Source organism: Rhizobium sp. WSM1328, from assembly GCF_057653715.1.
In genome coordinates this window covers 3,885,530-3,907,675 of record NZ_CM172788.1, presented here as the reverse complement: position 1 = coordinate 3,907,675, position 22,146 = coordinate 3,885,530, and the positions used below count along the sequence as shown (strand labels likewise).

Here is a 22,146-nt window from a genome sequence, read left to right as displayed (position 1 = left end):
CTTCACAATCCTGTAACAACCGGCCTAATATACAGGTGCAGATGCCGAATCGATCAGGAGAGTCCCTTGACGATTGCAGTCTCCCCACAGGCCCTGCCGGCGCTCGTTCTGAACGCTGACTACCGGCCGCTGAGTTATTACCCCTTGTCGTTGTGGTCCTGGCAGGACGCGATCAAGGCGGTATTTCTCGACCGTGTGAACATCATTGCAGAATATGAACATTCGGTTTCTTCGCCGAGCTTTTCGATGCGGCTTCCGAGTGTCGTGTGCCTGAAGACTTACGTTCAGCCGTCCCGCAATCCCGCGTTCACCCGGTTCAACGTCTTCCTGCGCGACCGGTTCGAATGCCAGTATTGCGGCGCCCATGACGACCTGACCTTCGACCACGTCATCCCGCGCGCCCATGGCGGCGAGACCACCTGGGAGAATGTCGTGGCAGCCTGCTCGCCTTGCAATCTGCGCAAGGGCAGCAAGCTTCCGAAGCAGGCAAGCATGTTCCCGGCGCAGAAGCCCTATCAGCCGACGGTGCAGGATCTGCACAATAACGGCCGGCTGTTCCCGCCGAACTACCTGCATGAAAGCTGGCTCGACTATCTCTATTGGGATACCGAACTGCAGCCCTGATCGAACGGCCCGCAGCGCCGCGCATCTTTTTCAGAGGCGGCAAGGACGCTGCGGCACTTCGAATGCTGCATAATTTTATGAGGCGGCCTTGCGAACGCCGACAAAGGCGAAGGCTGCGAGCAGGATTCCGGCAATCACGTTCCAGCCCGCAAAAGACAGGCCGAGCACGCGCAGTGCCGCGTCGGTGCAGGACGGGCCCTTGATGGTGTTGAGCTCGCCGAGCAGATCGCCGGCATTGGTCGTCATGCTGCTTGCCGTCGTCGAGCAGGTGGACGGGCCGGGCCAGAAGTGCCATTCCACACCGGCGTGATAAACACCCATGCCTGCCGTCACCAGCATCAGGATGCCGGCCGCGAGAATGAGCGCCCGGGTGATCCAATTCGGCAGTCCGACGAGCTCGGAGATCGCGGCCAGGATCGCGATCGGGATGGCGTAATAATAGGGCTGCCGTTGCAACAGGCAGAGCGCACAGGGAATATAACCGCCGATATACTGGAAGCCGAGCGCGGTGCCGACCGCCGCCGCCATGCCGATGGCGAGCAAAATGGAATAGACAAAGCCGGGGCGGGCGAGCGGCGAGGAAATAGTCATGGCGGAGCTCCGCGAGTTTAGTAGAGCATGAGATGCAGATTGAGATTTTAGGCCTGTTCGGCCGAAAACCATCCTCGCCTAGTGAGCGAAAGAGCGGTAGCCGACATATAGCACGATCACGGTAGCGGCACCGATGCCAACGATTTGGCCGAGGCGCTTCTCGATGAAGTCACGGATCGGCTCGCCGTAGCGGCGCAGCAGCCAGGCGAGGAAGAGGAAACGCGCGCCGCGTGCAATAATCGCCGAAACAATGAAAAGGCCCAGATTGACGTGAATGACGCCAGACAGAATCGTCACGATCTTGATCGGCGGCAGATGCGCAAGACCTGATGTGACAAGCAGCAGCAGGATCCACTCGTAGGTGACATAGGCCTTCATCTGCTCAAAGGCATCGAGCTTGCCATAGAATTCGAGAACCGGCCGCGCCACCGTCTCATAGGCGTAAAAGCCGAGCGCCCAGCCGGCGATGCCGCCGAATACAGAGGCGACGGTCGCGACCAGCGCGTAGCGATAGGAGCGTTCCGGCCTGGCAAGCGCCATCGGCAGGAATAGCACGTCGGCGGGGACGAGAAAGATGGAGCTTTCGACGAAGGCGATGACGGCGAGCCAGATTTCGGCCGATTTGCGCGCGGCCAGAGACATGGTCCAGTCGTAAAGTCTGCGGAGCATTCCGTTTCCTTCCTGTTGCAGTGCAAAAGAGCTTTAGGGGCCGTGCGCGGCGCTGTAAATGCTCGCCCGTGTCCTTCCTGCCACCGCCGTCAAAAAATTTTCGTGATGCGGGGTGTCAGCGCCTCTCCCAAGATTTCGGGAGATTGCGAATCGGCCATTCTGCGGCAAGCTAATTTAGGGTCGACGTGCAAGGTGGCATGAGAATGTTCAAAGTGATCGAAGGCGGCCGTGGGCGGGCCGTGCAAATGGATGACTGGTCCGAAGAGCGGCGCGGGCCAAGCAAAGAGGACGTGCGCCGGGAGGCTGCGCGGCGGATCAGCGAGAGCGGTTATCATCTGTCTCGCATCCGGGAATTCGCGACCGGCGTGCCAATGCTGGCGCCTCTTAAATACTTGTCGCTGCAGATCGATTTCGCAGCCGAGACGTTGTCGCGGCTCGACCCGATCCCGGAGGATTTCCGCTCAGATGGCTATTGGCCGGCGGGCTGAAGCCATCACGCTAGCGTGATTGCCGCTAAAATGCGGAGGTATTTGCGTCAGGACAGGTCCATCGACTTTTCCCATTGCTGACGCAGGACATTCATTTCCGTCCGCTTCTGGGCCATTTCGCTAACGGCGGCGCGCAGATGCGGATGGTGAGACATGAACATGTTGAAGTCGCGCCGTTCGAGCACCTCGAACTGGCAGAAATCGACGGCGATCACGTCGGCCGTGCGCCGTGCGCCAGTCAGCAGGGCCATTTCGCCGAAAAAGGCGCCCGGCTCCAGGCGGATCGCGCCACTGGCGAGCCGCACTTCCACCGCGCCCGAGGAGATGAAATACATGCTGTCGCCGCGGTCGCCGCGGCGGATGACGCGTTCGCCGGGCGGCGCGGATTTTGCCTTGAAGAGCAGTAGCAGTTCCTCCTGGGCGTCCTCGTCGACTTCGGAGAACAGCGGGAAAGTCTCGATCAGCTGTTGCATCTTCAGTTGATGCTGGCGCTCGCGCTCTTCGCCGAGCGCCCTGATCTTTTCCAGTTCTTTGCCGAGCGCCTTCTGCCTGCTCCTGCCGTAGCTTTCCCAGAGGGAGGGCCATTTCGAATGGATATATTTCTTCAGGCCGTCGGTTGCGAAGATCACGATCGGGTTGAGCGTGATCGACAGGATCGCGGCAGCCAGGATCAGATCCTGGCCCTCATGCGGCAAAAGCCCGAGTGAGACGCCGAGGCCGGCGAGGATGAAGGAAAACTCGCCGATCTGGGCGAGGCCGCCGGCCAATGTCAGTCCCATGCTGATCGGATATCTGAGCAGGATGACGATGAGGAAGGTGATGATGCCCTTGCCGAGGATGACGAGAGCCAGCGCGCCGATCACGGCCAGCGGCTGGCGCACCAGGATCGAGGGATCGAAGAGCATGCCGACGGAGACGAAGAACAGCACGGAGAAAGCGTTCTGCAGCGGCAGCGAGTCGGCGGCCGCCCTGTGGCTGAGCTGGGATTCGCTCATGACGACGCCGGCGAAAAATGCGCCGAGTGCAAAAGAGACGCCGAAGATCGCCGCCGAGCCGAAGGCGATGCCGAGTGCGATCGCCAGCACCGTCAGCGTAAAGAGTTCGCGCGAGCCGGTCCGGGCGATCATCGTCAGCAGCCAGGGCACGATGCGAGGCCCGAGGAAGATCGCCATGGCGGCGAAGGCCACAACCTTCAGCAGTGTCAAGCCGATCGTCAGCGCCAACGGCAGGTCACCGAGGCCATGGTTGGTCGTAGTGCTGGCGTTGCCACCCAGAAGCTCTGCCAGCGCCGGCAGCAGCACCAGTGCCAGCACCATCACCAGATCCTCGACGATCAGCCAGCCGACGGCGACGCGTCCGCTGGCCGCGTTGACGAGATTGCGCTCCTCCAGCGCCTTCAAGAGCACGACGGTGCTCGCCACCGACAGGCTGAGGCCGAGGACAATGCCGGCGCCGAGGCTCCAGCCCCAGAGTTTGCAAAGACCGATGCCTAACAGGGTGGCGAGGATAATCCGTCCGATCGCGCCAGGCACGGCGATGCCGCGCACGGCGAGCAGGTCGGAAGCGGAAAAATGCAGGCCGACGCCGAACATCAAAAGGATGACGCCCATCTCGGCGAGCTGGCCGGCAAGGGCGGTATCGGCGACGAAGCCCGGCGTGAACGGCCCCATCAGGATGCCCGCCATCAAATAACCGACGAGTGGCGGCAGCCGAAGCCGGTCGGCCCCATAGCCCAGGATCGCTGCGAAAACGAAACTGACGGCGACCGTCGCGATAAGTCCTACTTCCTGATGCACGTCCGCCCTCTCTTGTGATAGCGGCGGCCACTTTGGACGAAGCGCAAGCAAAATTAAACAGTTGATTTGGGAATGAGCTGCTGTTCGGGCTTTCGTTCTCAGTGCTGGCTGGTGTGGCGCAGACGTCGTCCGCGGCACGGTCGGGCCGTCACCGATGTTGGAACCACTTGCGTCTTGCCTCGTTGCCCTTTCATCAAGAAAGGAGAAACGACATGCGGAAGATGATCTTGAACTGTACTGTAGCGGCCCTTGCCGCCTGCTCGTTTGCAGCGCCTGTTCTTGCCGACAGCGTGTATGTCAGGGAGCGTTCCTATGATGACGGCTATCGCCACGAGCGGGTGCGACCCGGCATCACCATCAGCGAGCGTGGCGTCACTTTCGGTGCCGTGCGCGAACGCGAGCATCGCCGCTATCGCGATAGTGGCTGCGAAACCAGGAGCGTCACCCGACAGACCGACGAAGGCGAGGTCACCAAGACGGTCCGGCGCTGCAATTAACGAAAAAATGTGCGATAAGGACGAAGCCCGGTTCCGACGAGCCGGGTTTTCGCCTTTTGTGGCAAGAATATCTCAATGCAGTGGTGAAAGTCGTCTGTCGGTGTTATGAGCACGCCTTTGGTAACAGCGCGTTCCCAGCGCAAACACCGCCCGCACAGGATCTTTTAGTATGATTGAGCTTACGCCGTCCCAGATCGCCGCACTTAAACTCGCCAGGGATGGAGACCTTTATCCTCAGCCAGCCAATAAATGGACGCACGAGAACGCGACAGTGACTTATGCAAAAACTGACCGGTGGAAAGAGCGGCCTCAGAAAATAAAGTCGGTCACTGCCAAGACGCTGGGCGAGTTGAAGGAGCCGGGCTTTCTGGAGAGGCGGCACCTGGATGACGACGCAACAAAGGACGTCTACGGCATCACGATGGCCGGCAAGATGTGGCTGCTGAAGAACAAATAAGCTTCGCTTAGGCGCTGAGTATTTTCACAAGCCTCCCAGCCGAACGGGATATGACGGACCTCATATCCGACTTTTCGGGAGGGACTGGAGATCGCCGCCAAAGCGACCTGGCCAATAAGAATTCTATCGCGTACGGGCGGCGGTCGAGGCGGTGATGCAGCGTCGTCTTTCGCTGGCGCACAGCCGCCAGCGCCCCATCACGCGCAAGCCTTCATAGTGCCTTTGGATCGGAATTATGCGGCCTCACCTGCCTGCGCGCGAAGCCATGCGCAGAGCTGCCGCGGCGCTTGGCGCGGGTCATTGGCGCGGATGAGCGCAAAATGCCAGGCTGGCCCGCTCAGCACGTAGGGGAACGGCGCGATCAGCCGGCCCTCGGTCAAAAGCGGCCGAAACAGCGACGGTGACAACAGCGCCACACCCACGCCTGCCAGCGCCGCATTGGCATCCAACTCGTGCGTGGGGTAATCGACCGCCAAAAAGCGCAAATCCTGCGGGGCCGAGCATTGAGCCTCCTTAAACCATTGCTCCCAATCAGGGTGCGGCAAAAGCTCGAAGTCAGCCAGCGCCTCCGGCGCGGCAAGCGTCCGTGTTTCAAGCAGGGAAGGCGACAGCATCGGCGTCACTTCTACGGGAGCGAGCCGATATTCTTCCAGCCCGGCCCATCCACCGCGACCCGTCCTTATGGCGACGTCGAATGCGCCCGGATCACGTATTTCCGCCGAGACGTCGACCTCGATGACGGAAGCTCCAGGCGTAGGATAGCGCGCCAGACGCGGTGCAAGCCAGCGTGACGCGAAGGTCGGCGGCGCCGTGAGCCTGAGTGGCGGCGTCGCCGCCTGAAATTCTGCGAGCGCCTCACCGATCCCGGTTAACGCCTCCCGGACCCGCTTTGCGAGAACTGAGGCCGCGGCCGTCGGGACCACTCGCCGACCGGCGCGGATAAATAGCGGCTGACCGAGCTCAGCCTCCAGGGTGCGAATACGAAGGCTGACCGCCGCCGGTGTCAGAAACAAGCGTTCGGCTGCCCGCGCGAAGCTGCCGGCCGAGACACAGGCTTCCAATACGCGCAGAGACTCCAATGACGGCCGCATGATCAGCTTCCCTTCACGATCAATTTATCTTGTGGTGACGACAAGCAAAGCACGTTTTGAAGGCGGAACGCCCTGGTGCAGTTTTGGTGGACAGCCAAGAATAGGAGATTTACTGTGTCCCTGCAATCTCAGCACCTGTTTACACTCTTCATCGCGCTTCATCCGACGCTGGAGCTTGGGCAGACACCTGCCGGCGGCCGGCGCATTTTTCCTGTCTCAGGCGGACATTTCCAAGGGGAGCGCCTGAAAGGAAAAGTATCGTCGCTGATCGGCTCGGATCTCCTGCTCGCTCGTGGCGACGGCACATTTCAGCAAGATGTCAGGCTCCTCCTCGTCGCCGACGACGGGGAGCTCGTCCTCATGACCTATCGCGGCGTCAGGCGTGCGTCACAGGCCGTCGACGAGCGTTTGGTATGCGGCGAAACGGTCGACGCTTCGGAATATTATCTGCGCACGACACCGTATTTCGAGACCGCCGCGCCTGCGCATGCGTGGCTCAACAGCATTGTCGCGGTCGCAAAGGGCGGCAGGTGTCCGGGCGGTGTCGAATACGAAGTCTTTGAAGTTCTGTGACCACGATATTGTCTTCGCCGCTCTCTCACATTGCGGGCGGGGGCGTGACGACGCAGTCCGCTTGCGTTGCTTGAACTATCTGACAAAGAGCTTGAAGATTTTGGTGGTGCCCCATGCCGGAGTCGAACCAGCACTTCTTTCGAAACTCGATTTTGAGTCGAGCGCGTCTACCAATTCCGCCAATGGGGCAACGGATGCGAACGGGCGGCTGTCTAACATGCGAGCGCCCGGACGCGCAAGACGGGCAAGCGAAGTTATCGGATTGATCCGGTAGAGAGATCCGGCCTCGCTTAGAGGCCGAATCTAGTCTGATATCAATGGGCGGCGGCCGATGCCGGGTTGCTCAGGCCGGACTTCTTCAGCGTGATCGCCAGGATCGAGGCCAGCAGGCAGAAGGCGCCGGCGACGAAGAAGGCGGGCAGGTAGCTCGAAAGCTCGGTGCGGGAGAGGCCGGCGCCATAGGCGGCGGTGGCGGCTCCCAGCTGATGTCCGGCAAAGACCCAGCCGAAGACGAGGCCGGTCTTTTCACGGCCGAAGCGGTCGGCGGCGATCTTGACGGTCGGCGGCACGGTGGCAATCCAATCGAGGCCGTAGAAGATGGCGAAGATGGAGAGGCCGTAAAAGCTGAAATCGCTGAAAGGCAGGTAGAGCAGCGAGAGGCCGCGCAGGCCGTAATACCAGAATAGCAGCCAGCGATTGTCGAAGCGGTCGGACAGCCAGCCGGAACCGATGGTGCCGAAGAAATCGAAGATGCCCATGACGGCCAGCACGCTTGCCGCAGCCACCGGCACGATGCCGAAGTCGCCGCAGAGGGTGACGAAATGGGTCTGGATCAGGCCGTTGGTGCTGAGACCGCAGATGAAGAAGGTGGCAAAGAGGATCCAGAAGGTCGAGGTCTTCGAGATTTCCTTGAGGACGGTGATCGGCGTCATCAGCGCGGCGCCAAGCGAGGTGCTTGCCGGTGGCGGCGTCACCTGCGTCTCACCGAAGGCGGGCAGGTTGAGGTCGGCCGGGCGGTCGCGCATGAAAGCAAGCACGGCAAGGGCTGCGACCATGATCATGGCGCAGACGAAAAACACCGTCGAGCGCCAGCCATAACGTTCCGTCAGCTCCGCCATCAACGGTAGAAAGACGAGCTGGCCGGTGGCCGAACTTGCCGAGAGCATCCCGACGACGAGACCGCGATGCTTGGCGAACCAGCGGCTGGAAATCGTCGCGGCGAGCACCATGGCCGTCAATCCGGTACCGAAACCGACGACGATGCCCCAAAGCAACAGCAGTTGCCACAGCGTCGTCATGAACAGCGAACCAACGAAGCCGGCGCCAATCAGCGCTAAGGCGAAGACGATGACCTTGCGCACGCCAAAATAATTCATGAAGGCGGCGGCGAAGGGACCCATGAAGCCAAAAAGGATCAGTCGGATCGCAAGGGCCGAGGAAATCTGCGAGGTCTCCCAGCCGAACTCATCCTGCAGCGGCTTGATGAGAACGCCGGGTGCGCCCATGGCGCCGGCGGTGACCAGCATGGTGAGGAAGGTCGCGGCAACGACGACCCAGCCGTAATGGATGTTGCGCCGGGCAAGGGTGGAGGCGAGGGCTGTGGAAACCATGGGCAAGATTCCGTTTGAATTCAGGTTCTAGAAGATAGTGGACCATTTTACATGATGCTCATCATATTTCTTGCATATTGATGATGGACGTCATATATTTTGTCAAGCGACTATTTCTGGAGATGACAAATGCGGGTCAGCCGCGAAAAATTTGCCGAAAACCGCGAAAGGATCCTGAGCGTTGCCGGCGTGCTTTTCCGCGAAAACGGCTTCGACGGGGTCGGCGTCGCCGACATCATGAAGGCGGCGGGGCTGACGCATGGCGGCTTTTACGGTCATTTCGGTTCGAAGGACGACCTGGCGCTTGAGGTCAGCCGCAAGCTGATCGACAGGGTGGAAGAGCGCTGGAAGGAGCATATCGCCGAATCGCCGGACCGGCCGCTGGCAGCCCTTCTCGACCATTATATCCACTGGCGCACAGTTGACGATCCGGGCGGCAGCTGCGTCTTCGCAACGCTGATCCAGGAAGTCAGCCGCAGCCGCGGCGCGGTCCGTGCGGTCTTCAGCGATGGGCTGTCCGTGCTGGTCGACACGCTTGCCGATATCGTTCCCGGCGAAACGGAAGAGGAGCGCCGCGCCAATGCGACGACGACACTCTCATCGATGATGGGTGCCGTCATTCTTGCTCGTGCTGTCGAGGACAAAGCGCTTGCCGAGCAGTTTCTGGTGACGATGCGCCGGCAGCTCGATCCTGAAAGCCCGAAATAATCTCAGTCGCGAATGGCCATGGTTTCGATCTCCCTCTCCAAGTGGAGAGGGATCTGCCTTGCAGGTGCCTGAGGACCGAAAAGCCAGCGGCTACTTGAAGCCGGCGATGGCGTGCGGGATGTAGGGTGCTTCCAGCGCCGCGATCTCCTCGGCGGTGAGCTTGACCGAGAGCGACGCAACGGCGTCTCTGAGGTGGTTCGGTTTGGACGCGCCAATGATCGGGGCGGTCACCGCACTCTTCTGCAGGATCCAGGCGGTTGCGACCTGGGCGCGGGAGACGTTGCGGGCCTTGGCGATTTCGGCCACGGCCCCGACGATTTTGCGGTCGGCATCGATGGACTGGGTGTAAAGCGTCTTGCCGAATTCGTCGGTTTCGCTACGTGCCGTCGTCTCCTCCCAGTCGCGGGTCAGGCGGCCGCGGGCAAGCGGGCTCCAGGGGATGACGGCGATTTTCTGATCCTCGCAAAGCGGCAGCATTTCGCGCTCTTCCTCACGGTAGAGCAGGTTCAGGTGGTCCTGCATGCTGACGAATTCGGTCCAGCCGTTCAGCCTGGAGACGTAAAGCGCCTTGGCGAATTGCCAGGCATACATGGAGGAGGCGCCGATATAACGCGCCTTGCCCGATTTGACGACGTCGTGCAGCGCTTCCAGCGTTTCCTCGATCGGCGTCGTGTAGTCGAAGCGATGGATCTGGTAGAGATCCACGTAGTCGGTGCCGAGGCGACGCAGACTATTGTCGATCTCGTCGAAGATCGCCTTGCGCGACAGGCCGGCGCCGTTCGGGGCCGGCCGCATGCGGTTGAACACCTTGGTCGCCAGCACGATGTCTTCGCGTTTGGCGAAGTCTTTTATGGCACGGCCGACGATCTCCTCTGAGGAACCATTGGAATAGGTGTTGGCGGTGTCGAGGAAATTGATGCCGAGGTCGATCGCCTGCTTGATCATCGTCCGGCTTTCTTCTTCCCGCAGGCTCCAGGCATGATTGCCGCGGCCGGGATCGCCGAAGGTCATGCAGCCCAAGCAGATCTTCGACACTTCGAGGCCGGTCTTCCCAAATTTTGTGTATTCCATGAAACGACTCCGTGATGAATTTAATAACCCCAGACGGCCTTCCATGATTTAGCGCGAGATGGCCAAAGTCGCAGGGTGGCACATGAAAAATTATGCTGCATGCGCACAATGATCCGTGATCGAGACCTCTGAAGCCGCTCTCTTCGCTATCGATTCCGGCTGCAGCTTGCACATTCCCGCCGCAAGATGTTAGCTGATGCAGCATTTTTACCGGAATCCGACCATGCAGCTGCCGTCCCACGATCGCTATGACGATCTCTATTGCAATTTCTCCTGGCAGATCACGGAGGATTTCAATATCGGCCGCGCCGTCAGCGACGACTGGGCCGCGAGAGAACCCGAGCGCGTCTGCCTCGAGCATTTCAGCCCCGACGGCAATCATCGCGCGATGACCTATCGCGCGCTCGCCGACCGTTCCTCGGCCTTTGCAAATGCGCTCGTTTCACTTGATATCAAACGCGGCGATCGCGTCGCGCTGCTCTTGCCGCAATCCTTCGAAACGGTGATCGCGCATGTGGCGATATACAAGACCGGCGCGATCGCGCTGCCACTGGCGCTGCTTTTCGGCGTCGAGGCGCTGGAATACCGGCTGAAGGCGGCAGGTGCTGTGGCCGTCGTCACCAATGGTTTCGGTCTCGAACGCATCCGGCAGATCCGCGGACGCCTGCCGGCGCTGAAGCATATCGTCAGCATCGACGGGGCGAGTGGCGATGCGACTGCTTTCGCCGAACTGGTGGATGGCTATCCCCCTGTCTTCGACATCGCCAAAACCGGTCCGGACGATCCGGCGCTGATGATCTTCACTTCGGGAACGACGGGGCCGCCCAAGGGCGCGTTGCACGGCCACCGCGTCCTGCCCGGCCATATTCCGGGCATGCAGTTCGCCCATGAGGGGTTTCCGCGGCCGGGTGATAAGGTCTGGACGCCGTCCGACTGGGCCTGGGCCGGCGGGCTGCTCAACGCGCTGCTGCCGAGCCTTCTGCTCGGGATTCCTGTCGTCTCTTCGCCGGCGCAGAAATTCGATGCCGACATGGCCTATCGCATCATGGCCGAGATGAAGGTGCGCAATGCCTTCATTCCGCCGACGGCGCTAAGGCTGATGAGATCCGTTGCCGATCCGCGCTCGAAATATGATCTGGCGCTGCGCACCATCGGCTCGGCCGGGGAGGCGCTCGGCCGCGAGACCTATGAATGGGCGCGGCATGTGCTCGGCATCACCGTCAACGAATTCTACGGCCAGACGGAGTGCAATTTCGTGCTTGCGTCGAGCGCTGCCTATGGCGTCACCAAAGCGGGCGCCATCGGACGGGCAGTGCCCGGGCACCGCGTCGCGATCGTCAGCGAGACGGGCGACGAGTTGCCCGTCGGCGAACCGGGCCAGATTGCCATCGCCAGTCCCGATCCTGTCATGTTCCTCGGCTACTGGGACGATACGGCAGCGACGGAACGAAAATTCGTCAAAGGCTGGCTGCTCACCGGCGATATCGGCCGGCAGGACGCCGAGGGATATGTGACCTTCGAAGGCCGCGACGACGACGTCATCACCTCGTCGGGATATCGCATCGGCCCGGCCGAGATCGAGGACTGCCTGATCGGTCATCCCGCCGTGCAGCTTGCCGCCGCCGTCGGCAAACCCGATGCCGTGCGCACCGAGATCGTCAAGGCCTATATCGTGCTTTCACCAGGCCATCGGCCAAGCGAGACGCTGGCCACCGACATCAGGGAATGGGTGAAGACGCGGCTTTCGATGCACGAATATCCGCGCGAAGTGGAATTCATCGATGCATTGCCGCTGACCACCACCGGGAAGGTCATCCGACGGCTGCTACGCGAAAGGGCCGCTGGCGAGGGATAGAACTGCTACGCATTTTGCTGGAATGCTTAGCCCCGGCCGGCAAGCGACATGATCTTTTCGCGCAGCATCTTCGCCATATTGCGGGTACTGCGGTACATGTGCAGCTGGGCGGTGACCTGGCGCATGTCGCGGTCGCTGTTCTGCGTCAAGCCGATTACCAGCGTTCCCATCTCCTCGCGCTCCTGCCAGAAGCGGCTCATGATCGGATGATCCGAGACCGCGCAGGAATCGGAGCGGATGATATTGGCGTCGTCGAGATGCCATTCGGTGAGTTCGCTCATCAGCAGCTTGCCAGGCGAATAGCGGGCATAGTTTTCGTCGTAGGCAGTCTTCCAGGTATAGGCCTCGCCGCCCATCATCAGCACGACGATGGCGGCAATCGCCTTGCCGTTGAGATCGATCGTGTGAATACGCACGGCATCGACGGCGGCAAGGTTCGATACCGCCTCGCGGGCGAAGGCCGTGTGATAACGATCGGTGACGAGAGCGCTTCGCCGCTTGCCCTTCCAGCCACCGGCTTCCATCGCCAGGAATTCCTCGAAGCGGATATGGATTTCGCGCGGTTGGCGGGCGACGGTATAGACCGTCGTTCCCCGTTCCTCCAGCAGCCGCCACTGGCGGCGCATCTCGCGCATATGCGAGGAGGCGATGGTTTTGCTGAGATAGGCCGGCGCCTCTTCCTCGCTCTGCAGCATCGGGCGCAGGTAGGGATTGGTGACGGTGACGGGAAGATTGCGGCTGAGCGCCACGGCCTTGACCATGCGCACGAAGATACCGTTCAGCCTGAGATCCGGCAGAACCAGTATGCCGGGCAGATTGAGATCACGGGCGGTCAGTCCCTCGAAGAGATTGTCGAGGGTCTCGGCGGCATCCTCGCCATCGACGAGCGGCGTGCCGAGCGGACCGAAACTGTTCGACCAGCCGCGGATGATCGACGGGCCGACGGCAAAACCCGGCTTGTCGACCGAAAACGGCAAAAGGAAGCGCATGCGGCTGCGGCCGGCACTGTGGTCGCGGATCAGGGCGAAGTTCACCTGCCGGTCTTCGAGCCGCGGCATGGCGGGGGCGAGGAAGCGGCCGGAGAAAAAGACGTTCGGTTCCATCGCCCGGTTGGAAAGGAAATCGAGCTCATCCTGAAGCTCATAGCCGAGCTTACCCGGATAGAGGCAGAGCTCGCGCCCCGGCCGGCCGATCTCGGCGCGAGCCTCGGCTTGCGGCGCTTCGAAATGCAGTGCTGCGAGATCATGCACCATGCGGTTCGCAGCGCTGTCGGTGCTTTCGGTAACGGGGGGGATACGCACCATCTATCGAACTCTCATTTCTGGCGTTGCGGCGGAGGGGCTGGCGAAAGCGAAAAGGACGATGCCAAGCGTGCGGCGCACGGCGAGATGCAACAGGATCGCCTCGACTGCCATGGCGGAGGCCGTGGCGATCGCCGTGCCTTCGATGCCGTAATGCGGGATCAAAGCGAGGTTGAGGCCGACATTGGCCGTCAGTGCGCCGGCATAGAGCGCGACGCAGAGGTTCTGTTTGCCTGCCATCATCAGCAGCGTTTCGGCCGGGCCGACCAGCGATTTGGCGAGGATGCCGGCGAGCAGGATCGCCATGACCAGATAGCCTGATGTAAAAGCGCCGCCGAAGAGCGACAGCAGCAGATGGCCGGCCGCAAGCACGACAAGGCCGACCCCGAGCGCTGGCCAGAAGGTCCAGCGCGCGGCGTCGATGGCAGCGGCTGCCAGCTCTCCGTGGTTGCCTTCGGCGATGATCGAGGAAAAGCGCGGGCCGGAGGCCGCCTTGACCGAGAAATTGATGAAATGCACCAGCGCCATCGTTTTGGCAGCGGCGAAGTAGATGGCGACATCGTGCGGCTCGAGGAAGATGCCGACGACGACGACATCGGAATTGGTGAGCAGGAAGCTCACGCCCTCGATCAGGAAAATCGGAAAGGCGACGCTGAACCAGGCGAGGAAATCGACCTTGCGCGGGCCGTCGTCATAATGCCGGCGAAGGCGGTAGAGCGTTGCGGCATATTGGCCGAGGGCGGTGACGTAGGTCGCAACGAGCGCTGCCTGCATCGCGGTGACGGCAGTGTGATCGGCGCCGATGGCAATCGCAATCAGCATGAAGAGGATGATGAGGATCGGGCGGACGATATAGACGGGGCTCAGTGCCATCACCGGCCAATGGTTTGCCCGCGACGTCCCTTCCAGAATGTCGCCGAGCGCGATCATCGGCATGGCGAGCAGACCGATGAAGATCGGGACGAGATAATAGACCTGGATCATATCGCCGAAGAAATGCAGCCCGAGCATGCCGGCAGCGAGCACCGCCGTACCTGATAGCAGCGCAAAGATGCGCGCCGTGCCGGTCAGGCCGCGGATTTCTTCGAAAGCGCCCGCTGCCCTGTATTGCGGCAGGAAGCGGACGATTGCGGTGTGGAAACCGAGGCATGAGAGATCGCCGAAGACGACGACCAGCACCCAGACGAAAACGAAGATGCCATATTCATATTCACCCATCAGCCGGGCGAGCACGATCTGCGAGACGAAGGCGAGTGCGGCGCTGAGGATGCGGATCGAAAAGGCCGTCAGCGCCATGCGCTGGGCGGCCGCCCTCTCGCCGCGTTCGGTGAGCACGGCCGCAAGCAAACGCAGCGTCCGGCCGCCGATCGGGCGCAGGCCGGCGGGCAGCATCTTCTCCGCTGTTTCTATGACCGCCATGATGAACACGCAAAACTCTGAGGTCAGGCAAATCGCCCCTGAAGTCTTGCCAGAACAGGGTTAAGAAACGGTTCCGGATCAAGCTTGAGTCCGATGCTAGAATTCCGAATTTCCGGCGTTGCCGCAGAAAAGAAAATGCCGCCCGGAGGCGGCATTTTCGCGGATCTTTGCGGGCTTGCCTCAGACCTGCTCGAAGGCGCCGTGGCAGTGCTTGTATTTCTTGCCGGAGCCGCAGGGGCAGGTCTCGTTGCGGCCGACCTTGCCCCATGTGGCCGGGTCATCCGGGTTGCGGTTTTCAGGAGAAACGATGACTTCCGACGCCTGGTAGATCGCCGGGGCGAAATCATCCTCGCCGGTCGTCGGATCCAGGTGATGGGCCTGCATCAGCGGTGGTTCTGGTTCGGCAGGGGCCTGCTGCACCAGTTCGACGCGCATCAGCTGGGCAGTAACGGCCTCGCGCAGGTTGTTGAGCAGCGCGGTGAAGAGCTCGAAGGCCTCCGACTTGTATTCCTGCAGCGGATCGCGCTGAGCATAGCCACGGAAGCCGATGACGGAGCGCAGATGGTCGAGGTTGACGATGTGCTCGCGCCAGAGATGATCGAGCGTCTGCATGACGATCGAGCGTTCGACATAATGCATGATGTCGTCACCGAAACGCTCGGCCTTTTCCGTGAAGGCGGCATTGGTGGCTTCCGTCAGGCGCTCGCGGATATCGTCTTCGCCGATACCTTCTTCCTTCACCCAGTCCTCGATCGGCAGGTCGAGATTGAGAATGTTCAACGCGCCGGTCTTCAGGCCGGCGGCATCCCATTGTTCGGCATAGGCACGTTCGGGGATATGCTTTTCGACCATGTCCTCGATCACCTCACGGCGCATATCGGAAACGGTCTCGGAAATATTGGTCGATTCCATCAGTTCGAGGCGCTGCTCGAAGATCACTTTGCGCTGATCGTTGAGAACGTCGTCATACTTCAGGAGGTTCTTGCGGATGTCGAAGTTGCGGGCTTCGACCTTCTTCTGGGCGCGCTCCAGGGCCTTGTTGATCCAGGGATGGACGATCGCCTCGCCCTCCTTGAGGCCGAGCTTGGTCAGCATGCTGTCCATGCGATCGGAGCCGAAGATGCGCATCAGGTCGTCCTGAAGCGACAGGTAGAACTTCGAGCGGCCAGGGTCGCCCTGACGGCCGGAGCGGCCGCGCAGCTGGTTGTCGATGCGGCGGCTTTCATGGCGTTCGGTCGCGATGACGTAGAGGCCGCCGGCTTCGAGCGCCTTCTGCTTGAGTTCCTTGATCTCCTCGATGATCGCCTGGATCCGGGCGTCACGCTCCGGACCGGCTTCGACTTCGCCGAGCTCGCGCTCGATGCGCATGTCGAGGTTGCCGCCGAGCTGGATGTCGGTGCCGCGGCCGGCCATGTTGGTGGCGATGGTGATGGCACCGGGCACGCCGGCCTGAGCGACGATATAGGCTTCCTGCTCGTGGTAGCGGGCGTTCAGCACCTTGAAGTCGTCGAAGCCCTGCTTGCGCAGGCGCTCGGCGAGCAGTTCCGATTTCTCGATCGAGGTGGTGCCGACCAGCACCGGCTGGCCGCGCTTGTGGGCGTCGAGGATCTCCTCGATGATCGCCTTGAACTTCTCGTCGAAGGTCCGGTAGACCTCGTCGTCCTCGTCGAGGCGCTTGATCGGCAGGTTGGTCGGGACCTCGATGACATCGAGATTGTAGATATTGGCGAATTCTTCCGCTTCCGTCTGCGCCGTGCCGGTCATGCCGGCGAGCTTGTCGTACATGCGGAAGTAGTTCTGGAAGGTGATCGAGGCCAGCGTCTGGTTTTCCGGCTGGATCTGCACCTTTTCCTTGGCTTCGAGCGCCTGGTGCTGGCCTTCCGAATAGCGGCGGCCCGGCATCATGCGGCCGGTGAACTCGTCGATGATGACGACTTCGTCGTTGCGGACGATATAGTCCTTGTCGCGCTGGAACAGCTTGTGGGCCTTCAGCGCGTTGTTGACGTGGTGGACGATCGCAACGTTCTCGATGTCGTAGAGCGCGTTGCCTTTCAAGAGGCCGGCCTGGCGGAGCAGGTTTTCCAGCTTTTCGGTGCCCTCTTCGGAGAAGTTGGCCGAGCGCTGCTTCTCGTCGATCTCGTAATCGCTCGGCACCAGCAGCGGAATGTAGGCGTCGATCGTATTATAGAGTTCGGAGCGGTCGTCGAGCGGACCGGAGATGATCAGCGGCGTGCGCGCCTCGTCGACGAGGATCGAGTCCACTTCGTCGACGATTGCGAAGTTGTGGCCGCGCTGGACCATCTGGTTCTTCTCGTACTTCATGTTATCGCGCAGATAATCGAAGCCGAGTTCGTTGTTGGTGGCGTAAGTGATGTCGCAGGCATAGGCCGCGTGGCGTTCCTCGTCGGAAAGGCCGTGGACGATGACGCCGGTAGTCATGCCGAGGAAGCCGTAGACACGGCCCATGGTCGCGGCATCGCGCTGGGCGAGGTAATCGTTGACGGTGACGACGTGCACGCCCTTGCCGGAAAGCGCGTTCAGATAGACCGGCAGGGTGGCGACGAGGGTCTTGCCTTCGCCGGTCTTCATCTCTGCGATCGCATTTGAATGCAGGATCATGCCGCCGACCAGCTGTACGTCAAAAGGTCGCAGGCCGAGAACGCGGCGCGAGGCTTCGCGCACGACGGCAAAGGCCGGGATCAGAATGTCGTCGAGCGTCTTGCCCTCGGCGAGCAGGGCGCGAAACTCCACGGTCTTTGCCGCGAGCTGCTCGTCCGTCAGGGCCTTCGTCTTCTCTTCGATAGAGTTGATGGCAGTGACGTTCGGCTGGTAGGACCGCACGCGGCGGTCGTTGGAAGACCCAAATAACTTGCGGGCTATACCGCCAAAGCTGACCATATGACTGGCCCTTTCTCAATATTCATCCCCGGCGTTTCTTGTCCGCGGCCCAGCCGAAAATCAGGCGCGCGCCTTAAAACGCCCGGAAACTGTTCTGGACGCGAGGTTGCGTGACAGATAAGAGGGGGGTCGAATGATGTCAACGGATTTGGCGGATACAGAAAGGCCACAATCCGGTGTTGATGGCTATTTTGGGCTGGATTCAGGGGATGCTGAAACCGGCAATGTAACTGTGAAGGGTATTTCATGTTGAGCACCAACAAACTTGCCGTTCTGGCGTTTGCAACTTTTGTTGCGCTCCAGGCCCCGGCCTATGCCGATGACGCCGTCATCGCCAAGGTCGGCACCCTGGAAATCCACCAGTCGGAACTCGACCTCGCCGTCGCCAATCTCGACCCCCAGCTGGCGCAGCTTCCCGATGACCAGAAGAAGGTCGCAGCCCTTTCCGCCGCCATCGACGTGAAACTGCTCGCCGCCGACGCTGCGGCCGAGAAGCTCGATCAAACCGACGAATTCAAGAAGCGCATGCAATACCTCACCGACCGCGAGTTGCACAATGCCTACTTCAAAAAGCATGTCGTCGACATCGTGACGCCTGACGAAGTCAAGGCCCGTTACGACAAGGAAGTCGCCGCCCTGCCGAAGCAGGAAGAAGTCCACGCCCGTCATATCCTCGTCAAGACCGAGGACGAAGCCAAGGACATCATCAAGCAGCTCGACGCCGGCAAGGATTTTGCCGAACTCGCCAAGGAAAAGTCCACCGATCCGAACAAGTCGGAAGGCGGCGATCTCGGCTATTTCTCGCGCGGCCGCATGGTCAAGGAATTCGAAGACGCAGCCTTCGCGCTTGAGAAGGGCACCTATTCCAAGACACCGGTTAAGACCGATTTCGGCTTCCACGTCATCAAGGTCGAGGATAAGCGCGACGCTCCGCCGCCGCCTTTCGAGCAGGTGCAGGATCAGGTTCGTCAGCTCGTCATGCGCGACAAGTATCTTGAGCTTCTGAACAAGGCAAAGGCCTCCGCCAAGATCGAGATCACGGACGAGACGCTACGCAAGGGTTACGACCAGGCCAACAAGCAGCCGGAGCCGGGCAGCGAGCCCGTCGCCCCGGCGCCGAAGCAGTAAAATTCGCATCAGGGCCCGGTTCTTCCGGGCCCTTCATTAGATCCCGGATGATCTTGGGGCCTGATCGGTCTAAAGTCTGACATCCAGATCTAAATCAAAGAATTTGAGCATGATGTCGTTCGAAAACCGCTGACACTTTTCGGCATCATGCTCTGGCATCGTTTGTTGTCGCATTTCCGGACGGCGAACCGGTTTCCATTTCGCCTGGAAATGCTCATTGGCAGGTCTCATCATGTCCGGTTCCGTCTCTCCGCTCGCTCCGAAATCCTTCGTCTCGATGCCACCGTTGCGCGGTGTGCGCATGGCGACGGCTTCCGCAGGCATCAAGTACAAGAACCGGACCGACGTGCTGCTGATGGTCTTCGACAGGCCGGCGGCTGTTGCGGGCGTTTTTACCCGCTCGAAGTGCCCGTCGGCGCCGGTGGATTTCTGCCGGGCCAATCTCTCCCATGGCAGCGCCCGCGCCGTCGTCGTCAACTCAGGCAATGCCAATGCCTTCACCGGCCTGAAGGGCCGCCAGGCGACCGCGCTGACGGCGAAGTCGGCTGCCGGTGCCGTCGGCTGCGCCGAAAACGAGGTCTATCTGGCCTCGACCGGGGTCATCGGCGAGCCGCTCGATGCCACCAAATTCGCAGGCGTTCTGGATGGGATGCAGGGCGAAGCGACCGGCGATTTCTGGTTCGAGGCCGCCAAGGCGATCATGACGACCGACACCTATCCGAAGGTTTCGACCCGCAGCGCCGAGATCGGCGGCGTGGCCGTGACGATCAACGGTATCGCCAAGGGCGCCGGCATGATCGCGCCCGATATGGCGACGATGCTCTCCTTCGTCGTCACCGATGCCGACATCGCGCCTGCCGCGTTGCAGGCGCTTCTGTCTGACGGCGTCGGCCCGACGTTCAATTCCATGACCGTCGATAGCGACACCTCCACCTCGGACACACTGATGCTGTTTGCGACGGGTGCTGCGGCCGAGGACGGTCAGGCCCGCATCGAACGCGCCGACGACCCGCGCCTTGCCGCCTTCCGGGCCGCACTCAACGAAGTGCTGAAGGATCTGTCGCTACAGGTGGTGCGCGATGGCGAGGGCGCCACCAAGATGCTCGAAATCACCGTGACGGGTGCCGAGAGCGATGCCGCCGCCAAGCGCATCGCGCTGTCGATTGCCAATTCGCCACTGGTCAAGACCGCGGCCGCCGGCGAAGACGCCAATTGGGGCCGTATCGTCATGGCCGTCGGTAAATCCGGCGAGATGGCCGATCGCGACCGGCTCGCCATCTGGTTCGGCGATATCCGGGTCGCCGTCAACGGCGAGCGTGATCCCGATTATTCCGAGGCGGCCGCCTCGGACGTCATGAAGGCGCAGGATATCCCCGTCAAAGTCGATATCGGGCTCGGCGCCGGCACGGCAACGGTCTGGACCTGCGACCTCACCAAGGAATATGTTGCCATCAATGGCGACTATCGGAGCTGATCGTTCATTGGCGCAGGCATCCATTTCCTCACACAATCTGCCGCTGGTGCGCAGGCTGGAGGCCGTCGGCTTCCGCGCCTGGCCGGCGGCATCCGTGCAATATGATGGCAGCTGGCAGGTACGGCTGACGGCCGGTCACCCGTCCAACCGGCTGAACTCGATCGTGCCGCTCGATCCTTCGGATCATCGCGACGTCGAAATCCGCCTGGAAAAGGCGAGCCGGAAGTTTGAAGCCTATGGCCGCGCCGCCGTGGTCCGCCAGACGCCGCTTGCCTCGCCGGTGCTAATCGAACTTCTGCGCGCGCAGAACTGGACGCGCTTCGACGATACGGTGGTGATGACCTGCGACCTTGCCGAGGCAGAGCTGCCGGATACGCTCGATCACCTGCCGACCCATGATGTCGGCCGTTTCGTCGACGCCAACCTCGCCGTCGACCAGGCGCCACCGAGGCTGAAGCCGGCGCTTGCCGAGATCATTTCGGCGATCAAGCCGCCATCCGGCCTGTTCATGATCGAGAACGCGGCGGACGGCCCGCTTGCGACCGTGCTCTGCGTCCAGGACAACGACCTCGCCGGCATCATGTCGCTTTCGGTCTCCGAGGCGCGGCGGCGCGAGGGGCTCGGCATCGAAATCCTGACCTCGGCGCTACGCTGGGCGCGCATGCGCAGCGCCCGTTCGGCCTGGCTGCAGGTGAAGCTGTCCAACCGCCCGGCCATCGCACTTTATGAGCGCCTCGGTTTTCGCGACGCCTATCATTATTGCTATTGGCAAAAGGAGCCGCGATGAGCGAGGCGGGCCGGAAGATATTGCTGGTCGCCGCCTGTGCGCTGATCGATGCCGACGGGCGTATCCTGTTGGCACAGCGCCCCGAGGGAAAGTCGCTCGCCGGGCTCTGGGAGTTTCCCGGCGGCAAGGTCGAGCCGGGTGAGACGCCGGAGGAAACGCTGGTGCGCGAGCTCGAGGAAGAACTCGGCATCAACACCAAGATCGCCTGCCTGGCGCCGCTGACCTTCGCCAGCCACTCCTACGAGACCTTCCACCTTTTGATGCCGCTTTATATCTGCCGGCGCTATGAGGGCATTCCCCAGGGCCGCGAGGGTCAGGCGCTGAAATGGGTGCGCCCGCAGGCGTTGCGCGATTATCCGATGCCGCCGGCCGACGAGCCGCTCATCCCGATGTTGCAGGATTTACTTTAGCATTGTCTGATTATTATTGTGCCACGCCATTTTCGGCTGTGGATATTAATGGATCGTTTAACACCTTCTGCCAAAGATCGGCCTCAATCAAGCATCTGGCGTGCGTGTATTAAAAGGCTTGACGTCATGGACGATGATTTCTGGAAAGCTGTCCGGGAAAAGGAACGGGCCTCGTCTGCCTCGCGCAGGACGGGTGCGCTGAATATCGCCCTTCTGTTCGGCACGGCAGTGGTCGCGTTGACGCTCATCCTGACGCCAATGCTTGCGGATTCCTCGAAGAAAAGCGTCTTTGCCAGTGCTCCGGCGGATTTCGATACGATCACGACAGGATCGATCCCGAAGAGCGAAAGCGGCAAGCGTTATACGATCCGCCGCAGCGTCCTCCAGGATACGCCCGGCTCGGTCTGCGTCGTCCAGGGCTACGGCGTCGGCGCCGGTTGCTGAAAAATGCCGGCCATCGTCCCGATGGTCGTGGAATTGGTCGTTTGTTGTCGGTTTCGCGCAGCGGGTGGGGTCATGCGTCTTTTGAAAGCATTTGTTGCAGATAACAGAGGTGCGACGGCGATCGAATACGGCCTCGTCGCCGCCCTCATTGGTGGCGCACTCGTCTCCGCTCTAGGAATCTTCAGCGGCAGCCTGCAGGACGTCTTCAACGTGATCAACAATAATCTGACCGTCAATTGAAGAAGCAACCGGCCA

The 22,146-nt window shown here is 61.2% G+C and carries 23 protein-coding genes and 1 tRNA gene; 13 read left to right on the top strand and 11 right to left on the bottom strand.

Going from position 1 to position 22,146, the window contains the following annotated elements:
- Positions 1–66 precede the first annotated feature (66 nt).
- On the top strand, positions 67–624 hold the full coding sequence (locus AC2444_RS19460) for an HNH endonuclease (protein ID WP_012759160.1): 558 nt from the start codon (positions 67–69) through the stop codon (positions 622–624).
- Positions 625–699: 75 nt separating this feature from the next.
- On the opposite strand, the gene AC2444_RS19455 is transcribed toward AC2444_RS19460, so the two are convergent.
- Positions 700–1,215, bottom strand: coding sequence for a disulfide bond formation protein B (locus tag AC2444_RS19455; RefSeq protein ID WP_012759159.1), 516 nt, complete (start codon positions 1,213–1,215; stop codon positions 700–702).
- A 78-nt stretch (positions 1,216–1,293) separates the two neighbouring features.
- The gene (locus AC2444_RS19450) at positions 1,294–1,884 is read right to left on the bottom strand and encodes a YqaA family protein (RefSeq protein WP_012759158.1); all 591 of its coding nucleotides are present in this window, start codon (positions 1,882–1,884) and stop codon (positions 1,294–1,296) included.
- Positions 1,885–2,081: 197 nt separating this feature from the next.
- On the opposite strand from AC2444_RS19450, the gene AC2444_RS19445 reads away from it, so the two are divergent.
- On the top strand, positions 2,082–2,372 hold the full coding sequence (locus AC2444_RS19445; protein WP_041935581.1) for a hypothetical protein: 291 nt from the start codon (positions 2,082–2,084) through the stop codon (positions 2,370–2,372).
- 47 nt (positions 2,373–2,419) lie between these two features.
- Here AC2444_RS19445 and AC2444_RS19440 read toward each other — a convergent pair whose 3' ends face one another.
- A complete protein-coding gene (locus tag AC2444_RS19440) occupies positions 2,420–4,168 on the bottom strand; it encodes a cation:proton antiporter domain-containing protein (RefSeq protein ID WP_012759156.1) in 1,749 nt (582 codons plus the stop codon).
- Between the two features lie 212 nt (positions 4,169–4,380).
- Here AC2444_RS19440 and AC2444_RS19435 point away from each other — a divergent pair, with 212 nt between their 5' ends.
- Positions 4,381–4,665 carry a hypothetical protein gene (locus AC2444_RS19435; protein ID WP_012759155.1) on the top strand — a complete coding sequence of 95 codons (285 nt, stop codon included), beginning with the start codon at positions 4,381–4,383 and terminating at the stop codon, positions 4,663–4,665.
- Positions 4,666–4,834: 169 nt separating this feature from the next.
- Positions 4,835–5,122 carry a hypothetical protein gene (locus tag AC2444_RS19430; RefSeq protein ID WP_012759154.1) on the top strand — a complete coding sequence of 96 codons (288 nt, stop codon included), beginning with the start codon at positions 4,835–4,837 and terminating at the stop codon, positions 5,120–5,122.
- A gap of 233 nt (positions 5,123–5,355) precedes the next feature.
- Here AC2444_RS19430 and AC2444_RS19425 read toward each other — a convergent pair whose 3' ends face one another.
- Complete coding sequence (locus tag AC2444_RS19425) at positions 5,356–6,213, bottom strand: LysR family transcriptional regulator (protein ID WP_012759153.1); 858 nt, start codon at positions 6,211–6,213, stop codon at positions 5,356–5,358.
- Positions 6,214–6,327: 114 nt separating this feature from the next.
- Here AC2444_RS19425 and AC2444_RS19420 point away from each other — a divergent pair, with 114 nt between their 5' ends.
- Entirely contained in the window at positions 6,328–6,786 is a 459-nt protein-coding gene (locus tag AC2444_RS19420) for a DUF3237 domain-containing protein (protein ID WP_012759152.1), read from the top strand.
- Positions 6,787–6,890: 104 nt separating this feature from the next.
- Here AC2444_RS19420 and AC2444_RS19415 read toward each other — a convergent pair.
- Together AC2444_RS19415 and AC2444_RS19410 are read right to left on the bottom strand one after the other, a co-directional pair.
- Positions 6,891–6,975 (bottom strand) — tRNA-Leu (locus AC2444_RS19415).
- 125 nt (positions 6,976–7,100) lie between these two features.
- Positions 7,101–8,396, bottom strand: coding sequence for an MFS transporter (locus AC2444_RS19410; protein WP_012759151.1), 1,296 nt, complete (start codon positions 8,394–8,396; stop codon positions 7,101–7,103).
- Between the two features lie 129 nt (positions 8,397–8,525).
- Here AC2444_RS19410 and AC2444_RS19405 point away from each other — a divergent pair, with 129 nt between their 5' ends.
- Complete coding sequence (locus AC2444_RS19405; RefSeq protein ID WP_012759150.1) at positions 8,526–9,104, top strand: TetR/AcrR family transcriptional regulator; 579 nt, start codon at positions 8,526–8,528, stop codon at positions 9,102–9,104.
- Between the two features lie 90 nt (positions 9,105–9,194).
- On the opposite strand, the gene AC2444_RS19400 is transcribed toward AC2444_RS19405, so the two are convergent.
- Positions 9,195–10,175, bottom strand: a complete 981-nt coding sequence (locus tag AC2444_RS19400) for an aldo/keto reductase (RefSeq protein ID WP_012759149.1) — start codon at positions 10,173–10,175, stop codon at positions 9,195–9,197.
- A gap of 223 nt (positions 10,176–10,398) precedes the next feature.
- Here AC2444_RS19400 and AC2444_RS19395 point away from each other — a divergent pair, with 223 nt between their 5' ends.
- The gene (locus AC2444_RS19395; protein ID WP_012759148.1) at positions 10,399–12,030 is read left to right on the top strand and encodes an AMP-binding protein; all 1,632 of its coding nucleotides are present in this window, start codon (positions 10,399–10,401) and stop codon (positions 12,028–12,030) included.
- Between the two features lie 26 nt (positions 12,031–12,056).
- Here AC2444_RS19395 and AC2444_RS19390 read toward each other — a convergent pair whose 3' ends face one another.
- The 3 genes from AC2444_RS19390 to secA form a co-directional block, all read right to left on the bottom strand.
- A complete protein-coding gene (locus tag AC2444_RS19390) occupies positions 12,057–13,334 on the bottom strand; it encodes a GNAT family N-acetyltransferase (protein WP_012759147.1) in 1,278 nt (425 codons plus the stop codon).
- A complete protein-coding gene (locus AC2444_RS19385) occupies positions 13,335–14,750 on the bottom strand; it encodes a lipopolysaccharide biosynthesis protein (RefSeq protein WP_012759146.1) in 1,416 nt (471 codons plus the stop codon).
- Between the two features lie 180 nt (positions 14,751–14,930).
- Entirely contained in the window at positions 14,931–17,648 is a 2,718-nt protein-coding gene (gene secA / locus AC2444_RS19380; protein ID WP_012759145.1) for a preprotein translocase subunit SecA, read from the bottom strand.
- Between the two features lie 246 nt (positions 17,649–17,894).
- Here secA and AC2444_RS19375 point away from each other — a divergent pair, with 246 nt between their 5' ends.
- A complete protein-coding gene (locus AC2444_RS19375) occupies positions 17,895–18,776 on the top strand; it encodes a peptidylprolyl isomerase (RefSeq protein ID WP_012759144.1) in 882 nt (293 codons plus the stop codon).
- 69 nt (positions 18,777–18,845) lie between these two features.
- On the opposite strand, the gene AC2444_RS19370 is transcribed toward AC2444_RS19375, so the two are convergent.
- Entirely contained in the window at positions 18,846–19,079 is a 234-nt protein-coding gene (locus tag AC2444_RS19370) for a hypothetical protein (protein ID WP_171815669.1), read from the bottom strand.
- Between AC2444_RS19370 and argJ the strand changes: the two genes are divergently transcribed.
- The 5 genes from argJ to AC2444_RS19345 all read left to right on the top strand — a co-directional run bounded on the left by argJ (position 19,009) and on the right by AC2444_RS19345 (position 22,131).
- Positions 19,009–20,250: a bifunctional glutamate N-acetyltransferase/amino-acid acetyltransferase ArgJ gene (gene argJ / locus AC2444_RS19365; protein WP_012759143.1), complete on the top strand. Its 1,242-nt coding sequence runs from the start codon at positions 19,009–19,011 to the stop codon at positions 20,248–20,250. The genes AC2444_RS19370 and argJ overlap by 71 nt on opposite strands.
- On the top strand, positions 20,231–21,037 hold the full coding sequence (locus tag AC2444_RS19360; protein WP_012759142.1) for a GNAT family N-acetyltransferase: 807 nt from the start codon (positions 20,231–20,233) through the stop codon (positions 21,035–21,037). Before argJ ends, AC2444_RS19360 begins: the two co-directional genes overlap by 20 nt.
- Positions 21,034–21,447, top strand: coding sequence for an 8-oxo-dGTP diphosphatase MutT (gene mutT / locus AC2444_RS19355; RefSeq protein WP_012759141.1), 414 nt, complete (start codon positions 21,034–21,036; stop codon positions 21,445–21,447). Before AC2444_RS19360 ends, mutT begins: the two co-directional genes overlap by 4 nt.
- A 126-nt stretch (positions 21,448–21,573) precedes the next feature.
- Positions 21,574–21,891 carry a hypothetical protein gene (locus AC2444_RS19350; RefSeq protein ID WP_003543245.1) on the top strand — a complete coding sequence of 106 codons (318 nt, stop codon included), beginning with the start codon at positions 21,574–21,576 and terminating at the stop codon, positions 21,889–21,891.
- Positions 21,892–21,963: 72 nt separating this feature from the next.
- On the top strand, positions 21,964–22,131 hold the full coding sequence (locus tag AC2444_RS19345) for a Flp family type IVb pilin (RefSeq protein WP_012759140.1): 168 nt from the start codon (positions 21,964–21,966) through the stop codon (positions 22,129–22,131).
- The last annotated feature ends 15 nt before the right edge of the window (positions 22,132–22,146 follow it).